This is a genomic window from Bordetella bronchialis, from assembly GCF_001676705.1.
GTDB classification, from domain to species: Bacteria; Pseudomonadota; Gammaproteobacteria; order Burkholderiales; family Burkholderiaceae_B; genus Bordetella_C; species Bordetella_C bronchialis.
This window is the reverse complement of the sequence record NZ_CP016170.1, coordinates 3,891,436-3,909,354: the sequence shown is the minus strand read 5'-3', so window position 1 is coordinate 3,909,354 and position 17,919 is coordinate 3,891,436. Positions and strand designations below refer to the sequence as shown.

General features: G+C 66.2%; 20 protein-coding genes. 11 read left to right on the top strand and 9 right to left on the bottom strand.

Features of this window, described 5'->3' with window-relative positions:
- Nucleotides 1–88: 88 nt before the first annotated feature.
- Entirely contained in the window at nucleotides 89–1,060 is a 972-nt protein-coding gene (locus BAU06_RS17270; protein ID WP_066352702.1) for a Bug family tripartite tricarboxylate transporter substrate binding protein, read from the bottom strand.
- Between the two features lie 289 nt (nucleotides 1,061–1,349).
- Here BAU06_RS17270 and BAU06_RS17265 point away from each other — a divergent pair, with 289 nt between their 5' ends.
- The 10 genes from BAU06_RS17265 (at nucleotide 1,350) to BAU06_RS17220 (ending at nucleotide 9,584) form a co-directional block, all read left to right on the top strand.
- A complete protein-coding gene (locus tag BAU06_RS17265; protein ID WP_066359268.1) occupies nucleotides 1,350–1,580 on the top strand; it encodes an exodeoxyribonuclease VII small subunit in 231 nt (76 codons plus the stop codon).
- On the top strand, nucleotides 1,577–2,488 hold the full coding sequence (locus tag BAU06_RS17260) for a polyprenyl synthetase family protein (RefSeq protein WP_066352698.1): 912 nt from the start codon (nucleotides 1,577–1,579) through the stop codon (nucleotides 2,486–2,488). The genes BAU06_RS17265 and BAU06_RS17260 overlap by 4 nt, the downstream gene beginning before the upstream one ends.
- A gap of 45 nt (nucleotides 2,489–2,533) precedes the next feature.
- The gene (gene dxs, locus BAU06_RS17255; protein ID WP_066352687.1) at nucleotides 2,534–4,423 is read left to right on the top strand and encodes a 1-deoxy-D-xylulose-5-phosphate synthase; all 1,890 of its coding nucleotides are present in this window, start codon (nucleotides 2,534–2,536) and stop codon (nucleotides 4,421–4,423) included.
- 133 nt (nucleotides 4,424–4,556) lie between these two features.
- On the top strand, nucleotides 4,557–5,372 hold the full coding sequence (gene folE2, locus BAU06_RS17250; RefSeq protein WP_066352680.1) for a GTP cyclohydrolase FolE2: 816 nt from the start codon (nucleotides 4,557–4,559) through the stop codon (nucleotides 5,370–5,372).
- A 221-nt stretch (nucleotides 5,373–5,593) separates the two neighbouring features.
- Nucleotides 5,594–5,968, top strand: a complete 375-nt coding sequence (gene rpsF, locus BAU06_RS17245) for a 30S ribosomal protein S6 (protein ID WP_066352678.1) — start codon at nucleotides 5,594–5,596, stop codon at nucleotides 5,966–5,968.
- Nucleotides 5,969–6,033: 65 nt separating this feature from the next.
- Nucleotides 6,034–6,351 carry a primosomal replication protein N gene (gene priB / locus BAU06_RS17240; RefSeq protein WP_066352670.1) on the top strand — a complete coding sequence of 106 codons (318 nt, stop codon included), beginning with the start codon at nucleotides 6,034–6,036 and terminating at the stop codon, nucleotides 6,349–6,351.
- A 98-nt stretch (nucleotides 6,352–6,449) separates the two neighbouring features.
- Nucleotides 6,450–6,722, top strand: a complete 273-nt coding sequence (gene rpsR / locus BAU06_RS17235; RefSeq protein ID WP_066352664.1) for a 30S ribosomal protein S18 — start codon at nucleotides 6,450–6,452, stop codon at nucleotides 6,720–6,722.
- 13 nt (nucleotides 6,723–6,735) lie between these two features.
- A complete protein-coding gene (gene rplI / locus BAU06_RS17230; RefSeq protein WP_066352661.1) occupies nucleotides 6,736–7,191 on the top strand; it encodes a 50S ribosomal protein L9 in 456 nt (151 codons plus the stop codon).
- Between the two features lie 180 nt (nucleotides 7,192–7,371).
- Entirely contained in the window at nucleotides 7,372–8,196 is an 825-nt protein-coding gene (locus tag BAU06_RS17225) for a BUD32 family EKC/KEOPS complex subunit (RefSeq protein WP_066352654.1), read from the top strand.
- A gap of 8 nt (nucleotides 8,197–8,204) precedes the next feature.
- Nucleotides 8,205–9,584 (top strand): replicative DNA helicase, encoded by a 1,380-nt coding sequence (locus BAU06_RS17220; protein WP_066352646.1) that lies wholly within the window; start codon nucleotides 8,205–8,207, stop codon nucleotides 9,582–9,584.
- A gap of 47 nt (nucleotides 9,585–9,631) precedes the next feature.
- Here BAU06_RS17220 and BAU06_RS17215 read toward each other — a convergent pair whose 3' ends face one another.
- Both BAU06_RS17215 and BAU06_RS17210 read right to left on the bottom strand, forming a co-directional pair.
- A complete protein-coding gene (locus tag BAU06_RS17215) occupies nucleotides 9,632–10,165 on the bottom strand; it encodes a hypothetical protein (protein ID WP_066352642.1) in 534 nt (177 codons plus the stop codon).
- 201 nt (nucleotides 10,166–10,366) lie between these two features.
- A complete protein-coding gene (locus BAU06_RS17210) occupies nucleotides 10,367–11,128 on the bottom strand; it encodes a FimV/HubP family polar landmark protein (protein ID WP_066352638.1) in 762 nt (253 codons plus the stop codon).
- 377 nt (nucleotides 11,129–11,505) lie between these two features.
- Between BAU06_RS17210 and BAU06_RS17205 the strand changes: the two genes are divergently transcribed.
- A complete protein-coding gene (locus tag BAU06_RS17205) occupies nucleotides 11,506–12,060 on the top strand; it encodes a hypothetical protein (RefSeq protein ID WP_066352637.1) in 555 nt (184 codons plus the stop codon).
- A 33-nt stretch (nucleotides 12,061–12,093) separates the two neighbouring features.
- Here the strand turns inward: BAU06_RS17205 and BAU06_RS17200 are convergent, their stop codons facing one another.
- The 6 genes from BAU06_RS17200 to BAU06_RS17175 form a co-directional block, all read right to left on the bottom strand.
- Nucleotides 12,094–12,906: a glycosyltransferase N-terminal domain-containing protein gene (locus tag BAU06_RS17200; RefSeq protein WP_066352634.1), complete on the bottom strand. Its 813-nt coding sequence runs from the start codon at nucleotides 12,904–12,906 to the stop codon at nucleotides 12,094–12,096.
- Between the two features lie 119 nt (nucleotides 12,907–13,025).
- Nucleotides 13,026–14,021, bottom strand: coding sequence for a bile acid:sodium symporter family protein (locus tag BAU06_RS17195; RefSeq protein ID WP_066359266.1), 996 nt, complete (start codon nucleotides 14,019–14,021; stop codon nucleotides 13,026–13,028).
- A 132-nt stretch (nucleotides 14,022–14,153) separates the two neighbouring features.
- Complete coding sequence (gene pdxA, locus BAU06_RS17190; protein ID WP_066352633.1) at nucleotides 14,154–15,134, bottom strand: 4-hydroxythreonine-4-phosphate dehydrogenase PdxA; 981 nt, start codon at nucleotides 15,132–15,134, stop codon at nucleotides 14,154–14,156.
- A 59-nt stretch (nucleotides 15,135–15,193) separates the two neighbouring features.
- Nucleotides 15,194–16,897, bottom strand: a complete 1,704-nt coding sequence (locus tag BAU06_RS17185; RefSeq protein ID WP_066352631.1) for a PhoH family protein — start codon at nucleotides 16,895–16,897, stop codon at nucleotides 15,194–15,196.
- Nucleotides 16,898–16,954: 57 nt separating this feature from the next.
- Nucleotides 16,955–17,419 carry a peroxiredoxin gene (locus tag BAU06_RS17180; protein ID WP_066352629.1) on the bottom strand — a complete coding sequence of 155 codons (465 nt, stop codon included), beginning with the start codon at nucleotides 17,417–17,419 and terminating at the stop codon, nucleotides 16,955–16,957.
- Nucleotides 17,416–17,871 (bottom strand): Mth938-like domain-containing protein, encoded by a 456-nt coding sequence (locus BAU06_RS17175; protein WP_066359264.1) that lies wholly within the window; start codon nucleotides 17,869–17,871, stop codon nucleotides 17,416–17,418. Before BAU06_RS17175 ends, BAU06_RS17180 begins: the two co-directional genes overlap by 4 nt.
- Nucleotides 17,872–17,919: the final 48 nt, after the last annotated feature.

Sequence of the window (17,919 nt, the reverse complement as noted above, 5' to 3'; positions counted from 1 at the left end):
GGTCTGGCCGATCGAAGAAACTAAACGGTAATTGTACCCCAGCCGCTACAAGCGCGCCCGTGGGGCGCGCCTTTGCATGATGACGGGTTTATTGCAGGGCCACATTGGCCTGCCGCACCAGTTGCTGGATGACCGGTTGCTCCGCCTTGATCTGCGCCGTCAGGGCTTCCGGCGTGCCGGAAGCAGGCTGTATGCCCATCTCCAGCATTTTCTTGCGCACTGTTTCGTCCTTCAGCGCATCGGCCAGCGCGGCGCGCAGTTTGGCCAGGGCTTCCGGCGAGGTGTGCCGCGGGGCGACGAAACTGAACCAGGCGGTGATGTCGAACTTGGGATAGCCCTGCTCGGCCAGCGTGGCGAGCTTGGGCTCGCTGTCCAGGCGTTGCGGGCTGGTGATGCCGAAGACCTTGACCTTGCCGGCATCGGCCTGCGGCATGCCGGTGGCCACCATATCGAAGAAGATGTCCACGTCGCCGGAGATCAGGGCCGGCAGGGCCTGCGTGGCGCCCTTGAAGGGCACGTGCAGCATGTCCGTTCCGGTCAGGCTCTTGAACTGTTCGGCCGCCAGGTGCGACGAGGTGCCCGGGCCGAATGTGGCGAAGGTCACCTTGCCGGGGTGCTTGCGCGCGTAGTCCACCAATTCCTTCGTGTTGGAGAAGGGCGCCTTGGGGCTGGACAGCAGCACCAGGGGACCGATGCCCACCATGCCGATGGGGTCGAAGCCGTCGGGATCGTAGGGCAGCTCTTTGTATAGATAGCGATTGGTGACCAGCGTGGAGTTGGTGGCCATGAGAATGGTGTAGCCGTCGGCGGGCTCGCGCTGGACGAAAGACGCGCCGATGCTGGTTCCCGCGCCGGCGCGGTTCTCCACGATCATGGCCACGCCCAGGTCCTTGCCCATGCGTTCGGCCAGCAGGCGGGTCAGGACGTCCGTGGCGCCGCCGGCGGGGAAGGGCGAGATCACCTTGATGGGCCGCGCGGGATAGGTCTGGGCCTGCGCCGCGCCGGCGGCGGTCAAGGCGGCCAGGGCGGCCGCGGCGATGAAGCGGAACCACGTATGCATAGATTTCCCCTTGTTATGGAAGCGGCGCCAGCCTGCCCATCCGTGCAGGCCCGGGCCGCGATGCGGCCGTTGCGCCAGGCGGGAGACTATAAGAAGGGCTGGCGCCGAACGCAATCCGGGATGGCCTGGGGGCCCCGGTTCGCGATCTCGTACAATTCCAGGATTACCCATAGTCTGTTTTTCGGAGACACGCTTGGCTCCCACGCAAGCCGATCCGCACGATCCTTTCCCCGCCGCGACGGACGCTTCCAGCGCGGACAGCGCCGCCGGCGGCCGCGCCACGGCGACGCTGCCGCAGGATTTCGAGACCGCCCTGGCGCAATTGGAATCGCTGGTCGCCGCCATGGAAGACGGCTCTCTGCCGTTGGAGCAATCGCTGGCGGCCTATCGGCGCGGCGTCGAACTCACGCGCATCTGCCAGGAACGGCTGGCGCAGGCCGAGCAGCAGGTGCGTGTCCTGGAAGGCGAACTGCTCCGGCCGCTGGAGCCGGACGCGCTGGACGACGAACCGAACGGATGAAGCCCTCCCATCTCGCTTTCCAGGAATGGCTGGCCGATCGCGCCGCGCATGTCGAGCGCACGCTGGACGATTTCCTGCCCGCGGCCGACACCGTGCCCGCACGCCTGCATGAAGCCATGCGCTATGCGGTGCTGGGTGGCGGCAAGCGCGTGCGCGCCGCGCTGGTCTACGCGGCGGGACAGGCCTGCCCGATCGCCGGCCATGCCGCCGCGGTGGAAGCCTCGCTGGACCGCGCCGCCGCGGCGGTGGAGCTGATCCACGCCTATTCCCTGGTGCACGACGACCTGCCCTGCATGGACGACGATACCCTGCGCCGCGGCCGGCCCACGACGCACGTGCGGTACGACGAGGCCACGGCGATGCTGGTCGGCGATGCCCTGCAGCCGCTGGCCTTTGAATTGCTGGCCGAAATGCCTATCGCACCCGCCCTGGTCGTGCAGGCGACCCAGGCGCTGGCGCGCGCCTCGGGCAGCCTGGGCATGGCGGGCGGGCAGGCGATCGACCTGGAAAGCGTGGGCCAGGCGCTGGATCGCGAGGCCCTGCAGACCATGCACGGCATGAAGACCGGCGCCATGCTGGCCGTCAGCGTGGCGCTGGGGGGTATCGTGTCCGGAGCCAGTTCCAGCGCGCGCCAGGCGCTGGACGACTACGCGCAGGCCATGGGCCTGGCTTTCCAGGTGGTGGATGACATCCTGGACGTGACGGCGGATTCCGGCAAATTGGGCAAGACCGCGGGCAAGGATGCCGCGGACAACAAGCCGACGTATGTATCGTTGATGGGCCTGGAACAGGCGCGCGCCTTCGCGCAGGACCTGCGCCAGGCCGCCCTGCAGGCCTTGGCGCCTTTGGGCGAAGGGCGCGCGCGGCTGGCTGAGCTGGCCGATTTCATCGTATTGCGGGACCGTTGACGCACGCCGCGGCGTGATCGGTCCGCGACCTTGGTTGCGAAAAGCATGACCACAGAATTACTGGAAACCATCGATAGCCCGGCAGACCTCAAGCGACTGGACCGTCGCGCGCTGAAAAAGGTCGCCGACGAACTGCGGGCCTTCATACTGGCTTCGGTTTCCCGCACCGGTGGGCATCTGTCGTCCAATCTGGGCACGGTGGAATTGACGCTGGCCCTGCACTATGTGTTCGATACGCCGCACGATCGCCTGGTGTGGGACGTGGGGCACCAGTCCTACCCTCACAAGATCCTGACCGGCCGCCGCGAGGGCATGGCACACCTGCGGCAGGCCGATGGAATCTCCGGCTTTCCGCGCCGCTGCGAATCCGAGTACGACGCCTTCGGCACGGCGCATTCGTCGACGTCCATTTCGGCGGCGCTGGGCATGGCCGTGGCATCGCGCAATGCCGGAGTGTCGCGCCAGCACATCGCCGTGATCGGCGACGGCGCCATGTCCGCGGGCATGGCCTTCGAGGCCATGAACAATGCCGGCGTGACGCCGGGCATCAACCTGCTGGTCATCCTGAACGACAACGACATGTCGATCTCGCCGCCGGTGGGAGCGCTGAACCGCTACCTGGCGCGCCTGATGTCGGGCCGTTTCTATGCGGCCGCCAAGAACGTCGGCAAGGCGGTGCTGCAGCACGTGCCGCCGGTGCTCGAACTGGCCCGCCGCATCGAGGAGCATGCCAAGGGCATGGTGACGCCGGCCACGCTGTTCGAGGAATTCGGTTTCAACTACGTGGGGCCCATCGACGGGCACGACCTGGACGCGCTGGTTCCAACGCTGCAAAACCTGAAGGCGCTGCAGGGCCTGCAGTTCCTGCACGTGGTGACGCGCAAGGGGCAGGGGTACAAGCTGGCCGAGGCGGATCCCGTGCTTTACCACGGCCCGGGCAAGTTCGACCCGGCCGTGGGCATCGTGCCGGCCAAATCGCCCGCCAAGGTGACCTTCACCCAGGTTTTCGGCCAATGGCTGTGCGACATGGCCGGACAGGACGAAAAACTGGTGGGCATCACGCCGGCCATGCGCGAAGGCAGCGGGCTGGTGGAATTCGAGCGCCGCTTTCCGTCCAGGTACTTCGACGTGGGCATCGCCGAGCAGCACGCCGTGACCTTCGCCGCCGGCCTGGCCTGCGAAGGGCAGAAGCCGGTGGTGGCCATTTATTCGACTTTCCTGCAGCGCGGCTATGACCAGTTCATCCACGACGTTGCCCTGCAGAACCTGGATGTGACCTTCGCGCTGGACCGGGCGGGCCTGGTGGGCGCCGACGGCGCCACCCACGCCGGCAATTACGACATCGCCTTTTTGCGCTGCATTCCGAATATGGTCGTGGCCACGCCGTCCGACGAGGCCGAGGCGCGCCGGCTGCTTACCACCTGTTATCGCCATCCCGGTCCGGCGTCGGTGCGCTATCCGCGGGGCGGCGGACGCGGCGCGGCGGTGCCCGCCACCCTGGAAGAGGTTGCGCTGGGCAAGGGCGTGGTGCGGCGCCATGGCGGGACGATCGCCATCCTGTGTTTCGGCACCCTGTTGCCCGCCGCCGAGCGCGCCGCCGAGGCCCTGGACGCGACAGTGGCGGACATGCGCTTCGTCAAGCCCCTGGACGAAGACCTGGTGCGCGAACTGGCCGCCACCCACGAGGCCCTGGTTACCGTGGAAGAGGGCGCCATCATGGGCGGCGCGGGCAGCGCGGTATGCGAGGCCCTGAATGCGGCCGGCATCGCCATGCCGGTGCTGCAGCTGGGGCTGCCCGACCGCTTCATCGACCACGGCGACCAGCAGGCCCTGTTGAGCGGGCTGGGCCTGGACGCCCCGGGGATAGAGGCGTCCGTGCGGGCGCGTTTCGGCGACCTGCTGGCGCGTCCGGTGGCCAAGCTGAACCGCGGTTGATTCGAGGTAAGGCATGTCCTGCAGACCTGTCGGGAAAAGGGTTTTCCCGCACCGATAAATTCCCTTGGGCGATAATGCTCGTCCATCGACATTCGCGACGGCGCTCAAGCGCCGTTTGTCACAGGCCAGATCTATGAATTCCCCGATCGATTCCGCCCTCGTCATGCCGGACATCCAGAGTTCGGCCGATACGCGGCATATCCCTATCCAGCGTGTGGGCATACGCGGGGTGCGCCATCCCATGCTGGTCCAGGCCGCCGACGGCAGCGCCATGGCCACGGTGGCCAACTGGACGCTGACGGTCGCCCTGCCGGCGGAAGAAAAGGGGACGCACATGTCCCGCTTCGTCGCCTTGTTGGAAAAATACCGCAGCACGCCCATGACGCCGGCCGCCTTCCGCGCCATGGCGCGCGAAATGCTGCCCCTGCTGCATGCCCAGCGCGGCGACATCACGGCGGCGTTCCCGTACTTCATCAATAAGTCGGCGCCCGTGTCGGGCGTGCAAAGCCTGATGGATTACGAGATCCAGTGGACCGCCCGCGCCGCCGGCAACCAGGTGGAATTCGAACTGACCGTCCAGGTACCGCTGACCAGTCTTTGCCCCTGTTCCAAGGCGATATCGGAATACGGCGCGCACAACCAGCGTTCGCATGTCACCGTGACGGCCCTGATCGGCGACGAGGTCGGCGTCGACGAGTTGATCCGGCTGATCGAGGACGAAGGCTCCTGCGAGGTCTGGGGCCTGCTGAAGCGCCCGGACGAAAAATTCGTCACCGAACGCGCCTACGATAATCCCAAGTTCGTCGAAGACCTGGTGCGCGACGTGGCCGCACGCCTGTCGGTGCGCGCCGGCGTGGCGCGCTACCGCGTCGAGGCCGAGAACTTCGAGTCCATCCACAACCATTCCGCCTATGCGGTGGTGGAAGGCGAAGGCCCGGCCCGCCTCTGAGTATTGTGCGCTTGCACAATCAGGCAATTCCGGCGATAATCGAAAGCTTTCCTGCTCGACCGTCTATCACGGTTGGCTGTCATTCGACATGCGATTTGGCGTGGCATTAGCGTGGCATTGGCGCGGCAAATCGCCGTGGCAATCCGGCCCGGCATGTTGGATGGCGCCCGCGGTGTAGCGCGGCGGGCTGTCCCACGGGACATCCACTAGGAGTTTTACCCATGCGTCACTACGAAGTAGTGTTCATTGTCCATCCCGACCAGAGCGAGCAGGTGCCCGCCATGGTCGAGCGGTACCAGGCGCTGGTCACGGGCCAGGGCGGTACCGTGCACCGCCTGGAAGACTGGGGCCGCCGCCAACTGGCCTATCCCATCCAGAAGCTGGTCAAGGCCCACTATGTGTGCCTGAACATCGAGTGCAGCCAGTCCACCCTGGACGAGCTGGAGCATTCCTTCCGCTACAACGACGCCGTCCTGCGCCACCTGGTCATCAAGACCAAGAAGGCCCAGACCGGCCCGTCGATCATGATGAAGTCGGTCGAGCGTGAAGAAGCCCGCAAGGCGTCCGCGGAAGCGGCTGCCACGCCGGCTGAGTAACCGGATCACACACACGGCAGGACGTTCCGCCCGCCGTATCGGCAAACCGGCGCGCCCGGCAAGCGATGAATGAAACAGCGTTGAGCGCCCAGGTTCTTGAAAGAGAACCGCTGCGCCACACCCCGGCCGGCATTCCCGTACTGGAAATGCTGCTGGAACATGCATCGGAAGTCATCGAGGCAGGCCATCCGCGCCGCGTCGAGCTGACGATACAGGCAGTGGCGATGGGCGATCTGGCGCTGATGCTGGCCGATATCCAGCTCGGCACATCGCTGCAGGTGCAAGGCTTCCTGGCACCGGTCCGCCAGGGCGCGGTCAAGCTCAAGCTGCATATGCAGCGCGTGGTCAGGTTGCCGGCCGGCCAGGATCCGCTGGTGGCCTGAGGGCCGCGCGGACACCGGCACAGGAACGACGGGCAGGGAACCCCTGCATAGGCAAGGATTACGGGTCGACGTACCCGGACAAATTCAAGAGGCACATCATGGCTTTCTTCGGTAAGCGCAAGGAAAAACGCAAGTTCACGCAGCAGAATCCGCTGTTCAAGCGCCGCAAGTTCTGCCGCTTCACGGCGGCCGGCGTGGAAGAGATCGACTACAAGGATCTGGATACGCTGCGCGATTTCATCCAGGAAAACGGCAAGATCATCCCGGCCCGCCTGACCGGCACGAAGGCGCACTACCAGCGCCAGCTGGACACCGCCATCAAGCGCGCGCGCTTCCTGGCGCTGTTGCCCTACACCGACAACCACAATTGATCCGGAGATCGCCATGGAAGTGATCCTGCTCGAAAAAGTCCCCGGCAAGGGTAATCTGGGCGACAAAGTCCGCGTTCGTGACGGTTACGCCCGCAATTACCTGATCCCCCAGAAGATGGCCCAGCGCGTCACGCCCAAGGTCCTGGAAGCGTTCGAAGCGCGTCGCGCCGAACTCGAAAAGGCCCAGGCTGAAAAGCTGGCCGCGGCCCAAAGCGTGGGCGAGCGCCTGAACGGCCAGCAGGTCAAGATCCAGCAGAAGGCCGGCGTCGACGGCCGTCTGTTTGGCTCGGTGACCAGCGCCGACATCATGGAAGCCCTGCACAAGGCGGGTTTCGAATCGGTGGAAAAGTCCAACGTCCGCCTGCCCGCCGGCCCGCTGAAGGCTGTCGGCGAATACCCGGTGCAAGTCGGGCTGCACGCCGACGTCGTGGCGGAAATCACCGTGGTGGTCGAGGGCGACATCGCCTGATGCCCCTCGCGCTGCCGGGGCTGTGCGTTTCCCCGCCGCCTGGTGCGCGGGGCGCGCATCGCATACGCCCGTCCGCATACGGCAACAAAAAAGCCGGCCTGGTGCCGGCTTTTTTTCGCCGCCGGATCCTGGCGCGCCGGGCGGCGCGTCCTTTTACGTCCCTTTATCGAAGGTCCGCGCTTGACGTCGTCGCCTGAACACGACAATCCGCCCCCTGGCCTGCGCGATTGGCTGGCGCGGGCCAAGCAGACGCCCTTGCCGCCCGTCGACGAAGTCAGGATCGACGGGGTCTGGTGCGTGGTGAAATACCGCCGTGCCAGCGTGCGGGGGGCCGTCAGCTATGCGCTGCGCTATGCCCGCGCGGCGCTGCTGGCCCTGGGTTGCCGGCTGGTCCTGGGTGAATTCCCCAATCCCCGCGTCCTGCTACGCAATGGGGTGGATTACGAAGCCGAACGCTTGCGGCAGTTGCGCCAGGCCGATTGCCGGGTGCCGGATATCTGGTACCACGAACCGGGCCTGCTGGTGCTGGAGCACGTGGGCACCGATCTGAATGCCCTGATGCGCCATGGCAGCGACGAGCGCCGCATCGCCCTGGCGGCGCAGGCGGGCCGCGACCTGGCCGAATTCCACAAGCGCGGCTTTTGCCACGGCGGGGCGCAGATCCGCAACCTGACCATGCGCGGCGACGAGATGTGGCGCATCGATTTCGAAGAGAACATCGGCGAGGCCCTGTCCCCGCCGCTGGCCCAGGCCTACGACCTGTTCCAGATGGTGGCCTCGGTGCTGTCGATGCGCAAACTGGCGGTGGCCATCATGCCCCGGCTGGGACAGGTTATGCTGGCGTCGTACTTCGAGGTCAATCCGGATCCTGAAGTGCGCGCCCGCCTGCTGCGGCTGGGCCGGTTCCTGCGCGGGGTGGCCTGGCCCTTGCGGCCGCTGCTGGGCTGGTTGCCGTCGCGCGATATCCAGGGATTTTTCCGTGTTGCCGATACGTTGCGACCATGAATGAACCTATGAATTCCCAAGCCGACAGTACGCTCGACTATTTGCGCGTTCCGCCGCATTCGATCGAGGCGGAGCAATCCGTGCTGGGCGGCCTGCTGCTGGATAACGCCGCCTGGGATCGCATCGCCGACGTGTTGATAGAAGAGGACTTCTATCGGCACGACCACCGCCTGATATGGCAGCATATCGCCCGCTTGATCGGACTGGCGCGGCCGGCCGATGTGATCACGGTGCACGAATCGCTGGTCAGCGCCGGCAAGTCCGACGATGTCGGCGGCATCGCATACCTGAATTCCCTGGCGCACAACACGCCGTCGGCGGCCAATATCCGCCGTTATGCCGAGATCGTCCGCGAGCGTGCCACGCTGCGCAAGCTTGTGACCATCTCGGACGAGATTGCCGCCGCCGCCCTGAACCCGCAGGGCAAGGAAGCCCGCCAGATCCTGGACGAAGCCGAGTCCAAGGTGTTCAAGATCGCGCAGGAAGGCGCGCGCGGGGCGGCGGGTTTCCAGGAGATCCAGCCGCTCCTGACGCAGGTGGTGGAACGCATCGACGAGCTCTACCACCGCGATACCGAGTCCGACGTGACGGGCGTGCCCACCGGCTTCACCGACCTGGACAAGATGACGTCCGGCCTGCAGCCCGGCGACCTCGTCATCGTGGCGGGCCGGCCCTCCATGGGCAAGACCTCGTTTTCCATGAACATCGGCGAGCACGTCGCCATCGAGCAGGGCCTGCCGGTGGCGGTGTTCTCCATGGAAATGGGCGCCGTGCAGCTGGCGATGCGTATGCTGGGCTCCGTCGGCATGCTGGACCAGCACCGCATGCGGACCGGCAAGCTTATCGCGGAGGACTGGCCGCGCGTCACGCACGCCGTGCAATTGATGCAGGATGCGCAGGTCTACATCGACGAGACGCCCGCGCTGAGCCCCATGGAAGTGCGCGCGCGCGCGCGCCGGCTGGCACGCCAATGCGGCCAGCTGGGCTTGATCATCATCGACTATATCCAGCTGATGTCCGGAAACGGTGGCGGCGGCAGCGAAAACCGCGCCACGGAAATCTCTGAAATCAGCCGTTCGCTGAAGGGCCTGGCCAAGGAGCTGAACTGCCCGCTGATCGGCTTGTCGCAGTTGAACCGAAGCCTGGAACAGCGGCCCAACAAGCGGCCGGTGATGAGCGACCTGCGCGAATCCGGCGCCATCGAGCAGGACGCGGACGTGATCCTGTTCATTTACCGGGACGAGGTCTACAACCCCGATTCGCCCGACAAGGGCACGGCCGAGATCATTATCGGCAAGCAGCGTAACGGTCCCATCGGCACCGTGCGCCTGACTTTCCAGGGCATGAGCACGCGCTTCCTGAACTTTACCGCCGGCACACAGTATTGATACGCCGCGGCCTCGCGCCGCGCGCTTGCCGCGCTTCAGGCGCCGCGCTAGCGAGTCAGCGCGCCAAGTCCCCACGTGACCACCACGGGGATGACGGTGAAGCTGGCGAAAAAATTCTTGGAGGGCAGTGTCACCGGCGCGCTCCCGCAATACAGGAATTTGTCCCCACACGCGGTCCTGAACAAGACCAGCTTCGGATCGGCGACAGGCGGCGTCAGTTGCATGTGCAGTTCCGCCTTCCAATCCGCGCCCTGCTGAAAATGCTGGTACGTCAGCGTGCCAATGATCGCGCGGGCGTTTTCGGCGGGTACGGGATTGTAGGTTTGCGAATAGTCGAATGTGATGTTGGCGTTGTCGCAATCGTCCTGCACGGTCGCGTAGTAAGTGCGATTCCCTCGTGAAGAAAGGGTGAACGGCTCCGTATCGAAGTCGTCTATGCAGTAATTGGCCGCGCTTGGCTTGATGGTGAAGTCGAACGGCGTATCGTTGCTGAAGAAGATATTGATGGTCGACGCCGCATCGGAAGACGAGAAGAAAAGCGCCAGGAAGACCAGGACTGTAGACCGTCGATAGACCTTCATTGTGGCTGCCTGTGGCGGGTTGTGGGCGGCGCTTGATGCGCGCGGGTGTGTGCGTCGGCCGGTGAGCCGCTGCCCTCGGCCGCCGCCGAAGCACTTGCCCGGGCCGCATGGACAGCCTTCGTCCGGATCACCGTAGCCGATCTTAATGGCCGCTTCTTCGCGCGTGCTGCCGGGCGCGGCGTAATCTTCGGTGAGCAGGCGTTATCCCGGTATCCGCGCGGCAGGATGCTGGGCGGAAGGCGCCAGGCGCTTCCGGTGATCCGATACCGTGCTCGCCGCTGACTGCTCATCGATCGCCAGGACATCCCGCGCCTTGGGCATGGTGATCACCTTGGCGCGTTCAAGATGGTTCATATTGCCGTGATCGAACAGCGTGGGGTTGGCCTCGAACAGCGCGACCATTTTCTGGTTTAGCGTCGCGCCGGCCACGTCCAGGCGCTTGGCGATGCGTTCCAGGGTATCGTCGCCGAAGACCCATTCCTGGTCTTCGGGCAGCAGCCGGCGGAGATTCTGTTCGCCCGGGACGATCGAGGCGCAGATGTCCGCCGCTTCCTTATTGTCCAATGCACGCATATCGGCCGCCGGCGGCAGGATAAGACGCGTCGTCTCGGGCTTCAGGCGTTTATGGTGGGGTCCGAAGCCGCGGTCCGGTTCGAACGCGTCCGGGTTGGCCCGGACCAGCGAGGCGACGATCTGGTGCGCGCTCGCTCCCATCCAAAGCCGGCACCCGGCGATGCTCCATAGGGTGTCGTCCGGCCCTACCTCGATGACGCCGCCCGATGCCGCTGCCCGCGTGGGGGGCGGGCAATGCGGGGCATAGGCCTCGAACGCATCGGCCGCGCCGCGCGCCGCATTGCTCTCCCGGGCCGGTTGCGCCGGAAGTGCGCTACGTGATTGCGCGGATGGGGGCGATAGGTTCGCCTGGGACATATTCAGCGGGGAAGCGGTCGACACGTTGGTCATCTTCTTTGCCTTCGGAAAAGGAGAGAGGCATTCGTTTCCCGTACAAGCGATGCGTTCCAAGCGGCGGTCACGCCTGGCTGCGTAATTTCGTGTGATCAAGTCTATCGGCCGGCATTCCGTGGGTCGCGGGCGCACGTCCCCGGCGCGAGGCATGCGACCGCGTTGCCAAGGCGCGATGCCGGCTCGCGAGCTCGGCCGCGAAGGTCGCCGGACCCAGGCATCGGGACGTAATGCCGCCGGTGCCGCTATTGCTGCGAGGGGACGGGTGATGGATCGTATCGCTTCCCTGAAGGAGAAGCGCGATGCCTACCCCCGACAGGGCCGCCCTTGCGCGCCGGGCATCGTTGCCGCTCGGGCGGCCCCTGCGGCGACCATGGATGTACCTCAAGATCGCCATCCTGCTGGCCGGGACCGGCGGGTTCGGAAACGTCCAGGCCCAGTTTCCCGATAACAAGATCGAGCAGCGGCAATTCCTCTGGCGAAACTCCTCTTTTGAAACCTATACCATGGCACGAACCCGGTATTCGGGCTGCGTCACCAATCCAGGTCCCGCGACCTTCGATGTCAGGCGCGGGCCCTTGGTCGGCGTGCAGATCACGGTGGGCGGCAATTGCCTGGCCTTCATCGAATGGCGGTACACGCAGCACCGGACGACGGGCGATATCGATGCTTTCATCCGCTACACGGAGATCTATGACACCGAGGGCCTGACGGCTTTCGTGTCGGTGGCGTTCAACAAGCCCGCCGGCGCCCGGGGCGTGGATTACTTCCAGGTCCAATGCGGACCGGCGCTGGGGACCTCTCCGTCCTGCCTTGGCCGGTCGGCCTTATTGCCCTCGCCGACCAGCGGATCGCTCATTGCGTTCAACGCACTGGCGATTTCCGTTCCATTGATGTTCACGGGCCCGTACTGGCAGCCCATGCGGCGATGAATGCCCACATGGGCGAGAGGGAGCCGCCGGCGGCTAGAGCAGGAACTGCAGGGCCGGCACGCTGTGGGAAACCGCGCCCACCTTGCCGGGAACGATGCGGCGTTCCGCCAGCAATTGCGATATGTCGCGCACGATGCTGTCCACCGCGCCGGCGCGCGCCGCGGCGTCGCGCGGGACCGCGGCGATCGGGTCGCCAGGGTTCGGCATGTCCGATCCGAGGCCGCCGCAGACGGCTACGTCGCGGGCGCCGCAGCGGCGCAGCCGGGCCGCGTCCTGTTCGGTCCGCGCTAGCACGCGGTCGAGGCCGGCGTAGGCTTCGCGCAGGACGCGGCCGGCGTAGCGCCCCCGCCTGGCGGAACGTTCGGACATCCGGGCGCTGGCCAGCACCATGGGGATGCCGCGTGCCTTCGCTTCATGGACCATGGTGGGCCAGACGTCACGTTCCAGCAGGATGCCGCAGGACGGCGCGATTTCTTCCAGGAAGCGCCGGCACGCGCCCGGGGTGTCGTAGGGCAGCCAGGCCTGGCGCAAATGGCCGGATTCGATGGCCGGGCTGAACAGCCGTGCCCCTTCGCGCCGGCCGGCGGCCTCGGTGTGGGTCAGGATCACGGGCCAGCGGCGCTCGAGCAGCCTGTGTACCAGCGGCGGCGCGGCGCGGGTTTCGGCCAGGGCCGGCGCGTGTATCCAGACGGGAGCCACGCCGCTGGGCGGCAGGGCGTAGCCGAAGCCGAAACGCTCCCAGAGCGCGGCGCCCTGCATCGCGTCGGATCGGCCGCGCAGCAGGGCGCGGAAGGCAAGGGCGGGCGCGCAGGCGCGCAGGATACAGGCGTACGTGGTGCGATTCATGCTGGCGGACCCTGGAAGCGCCCACGGGCGGTGGGCAGGGGCCAGCATGCATGAGCTTCATGTCGGGTGGGTGACGGCCGCGTGTCAGGCACTTTACAGCGGCGCGGCCGTCACGGCGATCAGTCCTCGCCCTGGCCCTGGCCCTCGTCGCCTTCGCGCTTGGCGAAGCGCCCCGCGAGCATGGCGCACACCATCAGCTGTATCTGGTGGAACATCATCAGCGGCAGCACGATGGCGCCCACCGCCTGTCCCGCGAACAGCACCTGGGCCATGGGGATGCCGCTGGCCAGGCTTTTCTTGGATCCGCAGAACAGCAGCGTGATGCGGTCCGGAACGCTGAAATGCATGATGCGCCCGAACAGCGCGGTGACCAGCAAGGCGGCCACCAGGATGACGCCGCAGGCGACGATCAGGCCCAGCAGGGCCGGGATGGGGGTGTTGTGCCACAGCCCTTCGTTGACGGCTTCGGAGAAGGCCGTGTACACGACGAGCAGGATGGAGCCCTGGTCGACGATCTTCAGCAGGCTCTTGCGCTTGTGCACCCAGGCGCCGATCCAGCGCCGCAATGCCTGGCCCAGGATGAAGGGCAACAGCAGTTGCAGCATGATCTTGACCACCGCATCGAAGGACACCGGCGCGCTGCCCGCGTTGACCACGACCACGCCGACGGCGATCGGCGTAATAAAGATACCGAGCAGGCTGGATGCCGACGCGCTGCACACCGCCGCGGGCACGTTGCCGCGCGCCATGGACGTGAAGGCGATGGCCGACTGCACGGTCGCGGGCAGGCAGCACAGGAACATGATGCCCAGGTACAACTGCGGCGTGACCAGGGGCATCAGCACCGGCTTGAGCACCAGGCCGATGATCGGAAACAGGATGAAGGTGGTCGTGAAAATCAGGCTGTGCAGGCGCCAATGCGTGATGCCGGCCAGGATGGCCTCGCGCGACAGGCGTGCGCCATGCAGGAAGAACAGCAAGCCGACGGCGATGTCGGTGATGGCGTTGAAGAGGGGAACGCCCTTGCCATGGGCGGGAAAGAAGCTGGCGATCAGGACGGTGGTAACCAGGAACAGCAGAAAGCGGTCCGGCAAAAAGCGACTGAGGCGTTTCATGGTGCTGCGACGGAGGACGGTCATGCCACGCGCCAACAGCGCCAGCCGGCCGGAATGAAGGAACTTGAGACCGGGCCTATTGTAGACCGCCGTGCATGCGCGGAACTTTCAAGTCGCTGTCAACCGTGCGGGTCATGCCGGCGTCATCGCCAGCGCGAGGTCGAAGGCGGTGACCAGGGAAGTCGGATCGGCGACGCCTTGCCACGCGATGTCGAAGGCGGTGCCGTGGTCGACGCTGGTGCGCACGAAGGGCAGGCCCACCGTGACATTGACGCCTTCTTCCACGCCCAGGTATTTGACCGGGATCAGGCCCTGGTCGTGGTATTGCGCCACGACGATGTCGAAATCGCCGCGCCGCGTCCGCATGAAGATAGTGTCCCCGGGCCAGGGGCCGCTGGCATCCAGGCCTTCCCGCCGGGCTTCCTGGATGGCGGGCGCGATGATGTCGATTTCCTCGCGCCCGAATTTGCCTTCTTCGCCCGCATGCGGGTTCAGGCCGGCCACCGCCACGCGCGGACGATCGATCCCCATCCGGCGGCAGGCCGCATGGGCCAGCCGGATGGCGCGCAGTTCCGCTTCCTTGGTGATACGGGCGAACACATCGGCCAGCGCCACATGGATGGTGACCAGCAGCACCCGCAGTTCTCGATTGGCCAGCATCATGGCGAAGTCGCGGGTGCCGCTGCGCTCGGCCAGGATCTCGGTGTGGCCGGGATAGTCGATGCCGCCCGCATGCATGGACGCCTTGTTCAGGGGCGCGGTGACTATCGCGCGGATGCGTCCCGCCATGGCGTCGTCGATGGCGGCGCACACGTATTCATAGGCGGCGCGCCCGGCCTGGGCATGGACCTGGCCGGGCGGCAACACGGGCAAGGGGGGATGGCAGGCGACGACCTGGATGGCGCCCGCCCGCGGGCTGGCCTGCGCGGCCGAGGGGATTTCCTCGATGTCGAGACGCGCGCCCAGCAGTTGCGCGGCGCGCCGCAAGGTGCCCGCATCGCCGTAGACGATGGCGGGGGCGGCCAGGCCCTGCGCCAGCGCCTGCACGACGATTTCCGGGCCGATGCCGGCGGCGTCGCCCATGGTGATGCCGACGGGCAGGACCGGATTCATGGCGCGGGCTCCTGGAGGATCGCGGCGCGTGCGTTCATCGGGCGCGGATCCCGCGGGCGCTACAGCACGTCGCCCGCATAGTCGGCCAGCCGCGAGCGCTCGCCCCGCTGCAGCGTGACGTGGCCCGAATGCGGCCAGCCCTTGAAGCGGTCCACCACATAGGTCAGGCCCGAGCTGCCTTCCGTGAGATAAGGCGTGTCGATCTGCGCGATGTTGCCCAGGCAGATGACCTTGGTGCCGGGGCCCGCGCGGGTGACCAGCGTTTTCATCTGCTTGGGCGTGAGGTTCTGCGCTTCGTCGATGATCAGGTACTTGTTCAGGAAGGTGCGGCCGCGCATGAAATTGAGCGATTTCACCTTGATGCGAGACCGGATCAGGTCCATGGTTGCGGCGCGGCCCCAATCGCCGTTGCCGTCGCCGTCGCCCATGTTGAGGACGTCCAGGTTGTCTTCCAGTGCGCCCATCCAGGGCAGCATTTTTTCTTCTTCCGTGCCGGGCAGGAAACCGATGTCCTCGCCCACCGGGACGGTGACCCGGGTCATGATGATCTCGGTGTAGCGCTTGGTCTCGAGCACCTGGGTCAGTCCCGCCGCCAGCGCCAGCAAGGTCTTGCCGGTGCCGGCCTGCCCCAGCAGCGAGATGAAGTCGCACTCCGGATTCATCAGCAGGTTCAGCGCGAAGTTCTGTTCGCGGTTGCGCGCCGTGATGCCCCACACATTGTTCTTGCCGTGCGTGTAGTCGCGCAGCGTGGCCAGCACCGCCGTCTTGCCGCTGACTTCCCGCACCTGGGCGTAGAGCGGCATCTGGCCTTCGAAGTACACGAACTGGTTGACCACGAATTGCGCGCACAGCGGCCCGCTGATGCGGTAGAAGGTGGTGCCGCCCTGCTGCCAGGATTCCACGTCCTTGCCGTGCTTGTTCCAGAAGTCTTCCGGCAGCTGCATCACGCCGGTGTAGAGCAGGTCGGAGTCTTCCAGGACGTGGTCGTTGAAGTAGTCCTCGGCCGCCATCCCCAGCGCCCGGGCCTTCAGGCGCATGTTGATGTCCTTGGATACCAGCACGACCTCGCGCTGAGGATATTTTTCCTGCAGGGCCCGCACCACGCCCAGGATCTGGTTGTCCGCCTTGCCCATGGGCAGGTCGGACGGCAGCGTGCTGTGGATGGCGGTGGTCTGCAGCAGCAGGCGCCCGCTGGCGTCCTTGTTGCCCAGGGAGTCCAGCGCCAGGCCTTCGTCCAGCTTGACGGTATCGCTGACCAGGGCGTCCAGCGAACGGCTGACCTGGCGCGCGTTGCGCGCGACTTCCGACATGCCCTTTTTCTGGTGGTCCAGTTCTTCCAGCGTCATCATGGGCAGGAAGATGTCGTGTTCCTCGAAGCGGAACAGCGACGTCGGGTCGTGCAGCAGCACGTTGGTGTCCAGCACGAACAGCTTGCGCACGCCGGTTTCGGCGCGAACGCGGGTCTTGCGGGCCGGGGCGGGCGCGGCCGCGGGGGCCGGCGCCGGGCGCAAGGCCGGCGCGGCGGGGGTGGCCGCGCTGGGGGCGGCGGCGGTCTTGCCGGCCGGCTCCTTGCGCGCGGTGGACTTGCGGGGGGCGGCCGCGGGCGGGGCCGAGATGCCGGCCAGCTGCGGCTGGACGACCTCTTCGGGTTCCGCCCGGGCGGCCTGGGGTTTGGCGGCGCGTGCCGCGGGTGCGCGGGCGGCGTCGCCCGAAGGGAAGGTCAGGATGGCGGCGGGACGGGTGGGCAACTTGGGAAGCGGCATGGAGTCACTCTCCTTGGGGGGCCGGCAATATCGCCTGACGGGACTACGGGAATACGGTCAACCGATACTCTTGGCGGCCTGCAGGACTTCCTTGGCGTGGCCGGGAACCTTGACCCCGCGCCATTCCTGCACCAACAGGCCGTAGGCATCGATCAAAAAGGTGCTGCGCTCTATGCCGCGCACCTGTTTGCCATACATGTTTTTCTGCTTGATGACGCCGAACAGATTGCACACGGTTTCGTCGGGGTCGGTGATAAGGGGGAAAGGAAGCTCGTATTTGCAGCGGAAGTTTTCGTGCGACTTGAGGGAATCGCGGGAAATGCCGACCACCACGCATCCGGCCGCCAGGAAGTCTTCGTGCAGGTCGCGGAAATCCTGGCTTTCGGTGGTGCAGCCGGGGGTGTTGTCCTTGGGATAGAAATACAGCACCACGGCGCGGCCGCGGCATTGCTCCAGGCTGATCGGCCCGATCGTGCTGTCAGCGGTGAAAAGGGGGGCCGGTTTGCCTATGATCGGCTTCATTCTTGGGATTCTCCGGTGGGGATCAGCGCGACGATGACGCGTCGGCCTTCCGACATCAGTATGTTGTAGGTGCGGGCGGCCGCCTGCGTGTCCATGGTCTCGATGCCGATCCCGGCGGCCAGCAGCGGACGCAGCACGTCGGGGCGCAGGAAGCGCTGGCGACTGCCGGTGCCGATGAGCAGGACTTCAGGGGCGTTGGGCGGAAGGGCGGGCGCGGTATCGGGCTCGTCCAGGAAAGCGAGCGGATCGCTGACCGGTTCGGGCAGGCCGGCGGCCTGGCGCAATAGCGCGGAGGTGATCTGTTCTGCCGCCTTCACAGGCCATTCGGCGACCGCGCCTTCGGGCCCGAAGGCGACCGCGTGGGAAAATCGTACCTGGTTGACTTCGATATAACCGTCACCATAGGCGGTCACGGTATTCAGGGCCGACGCAGGCTCAGTATGCAGCTTCAATAAGGACTCCGGCTTGTTGTGCGGATGATAGCGCATCGCAATGGCTGC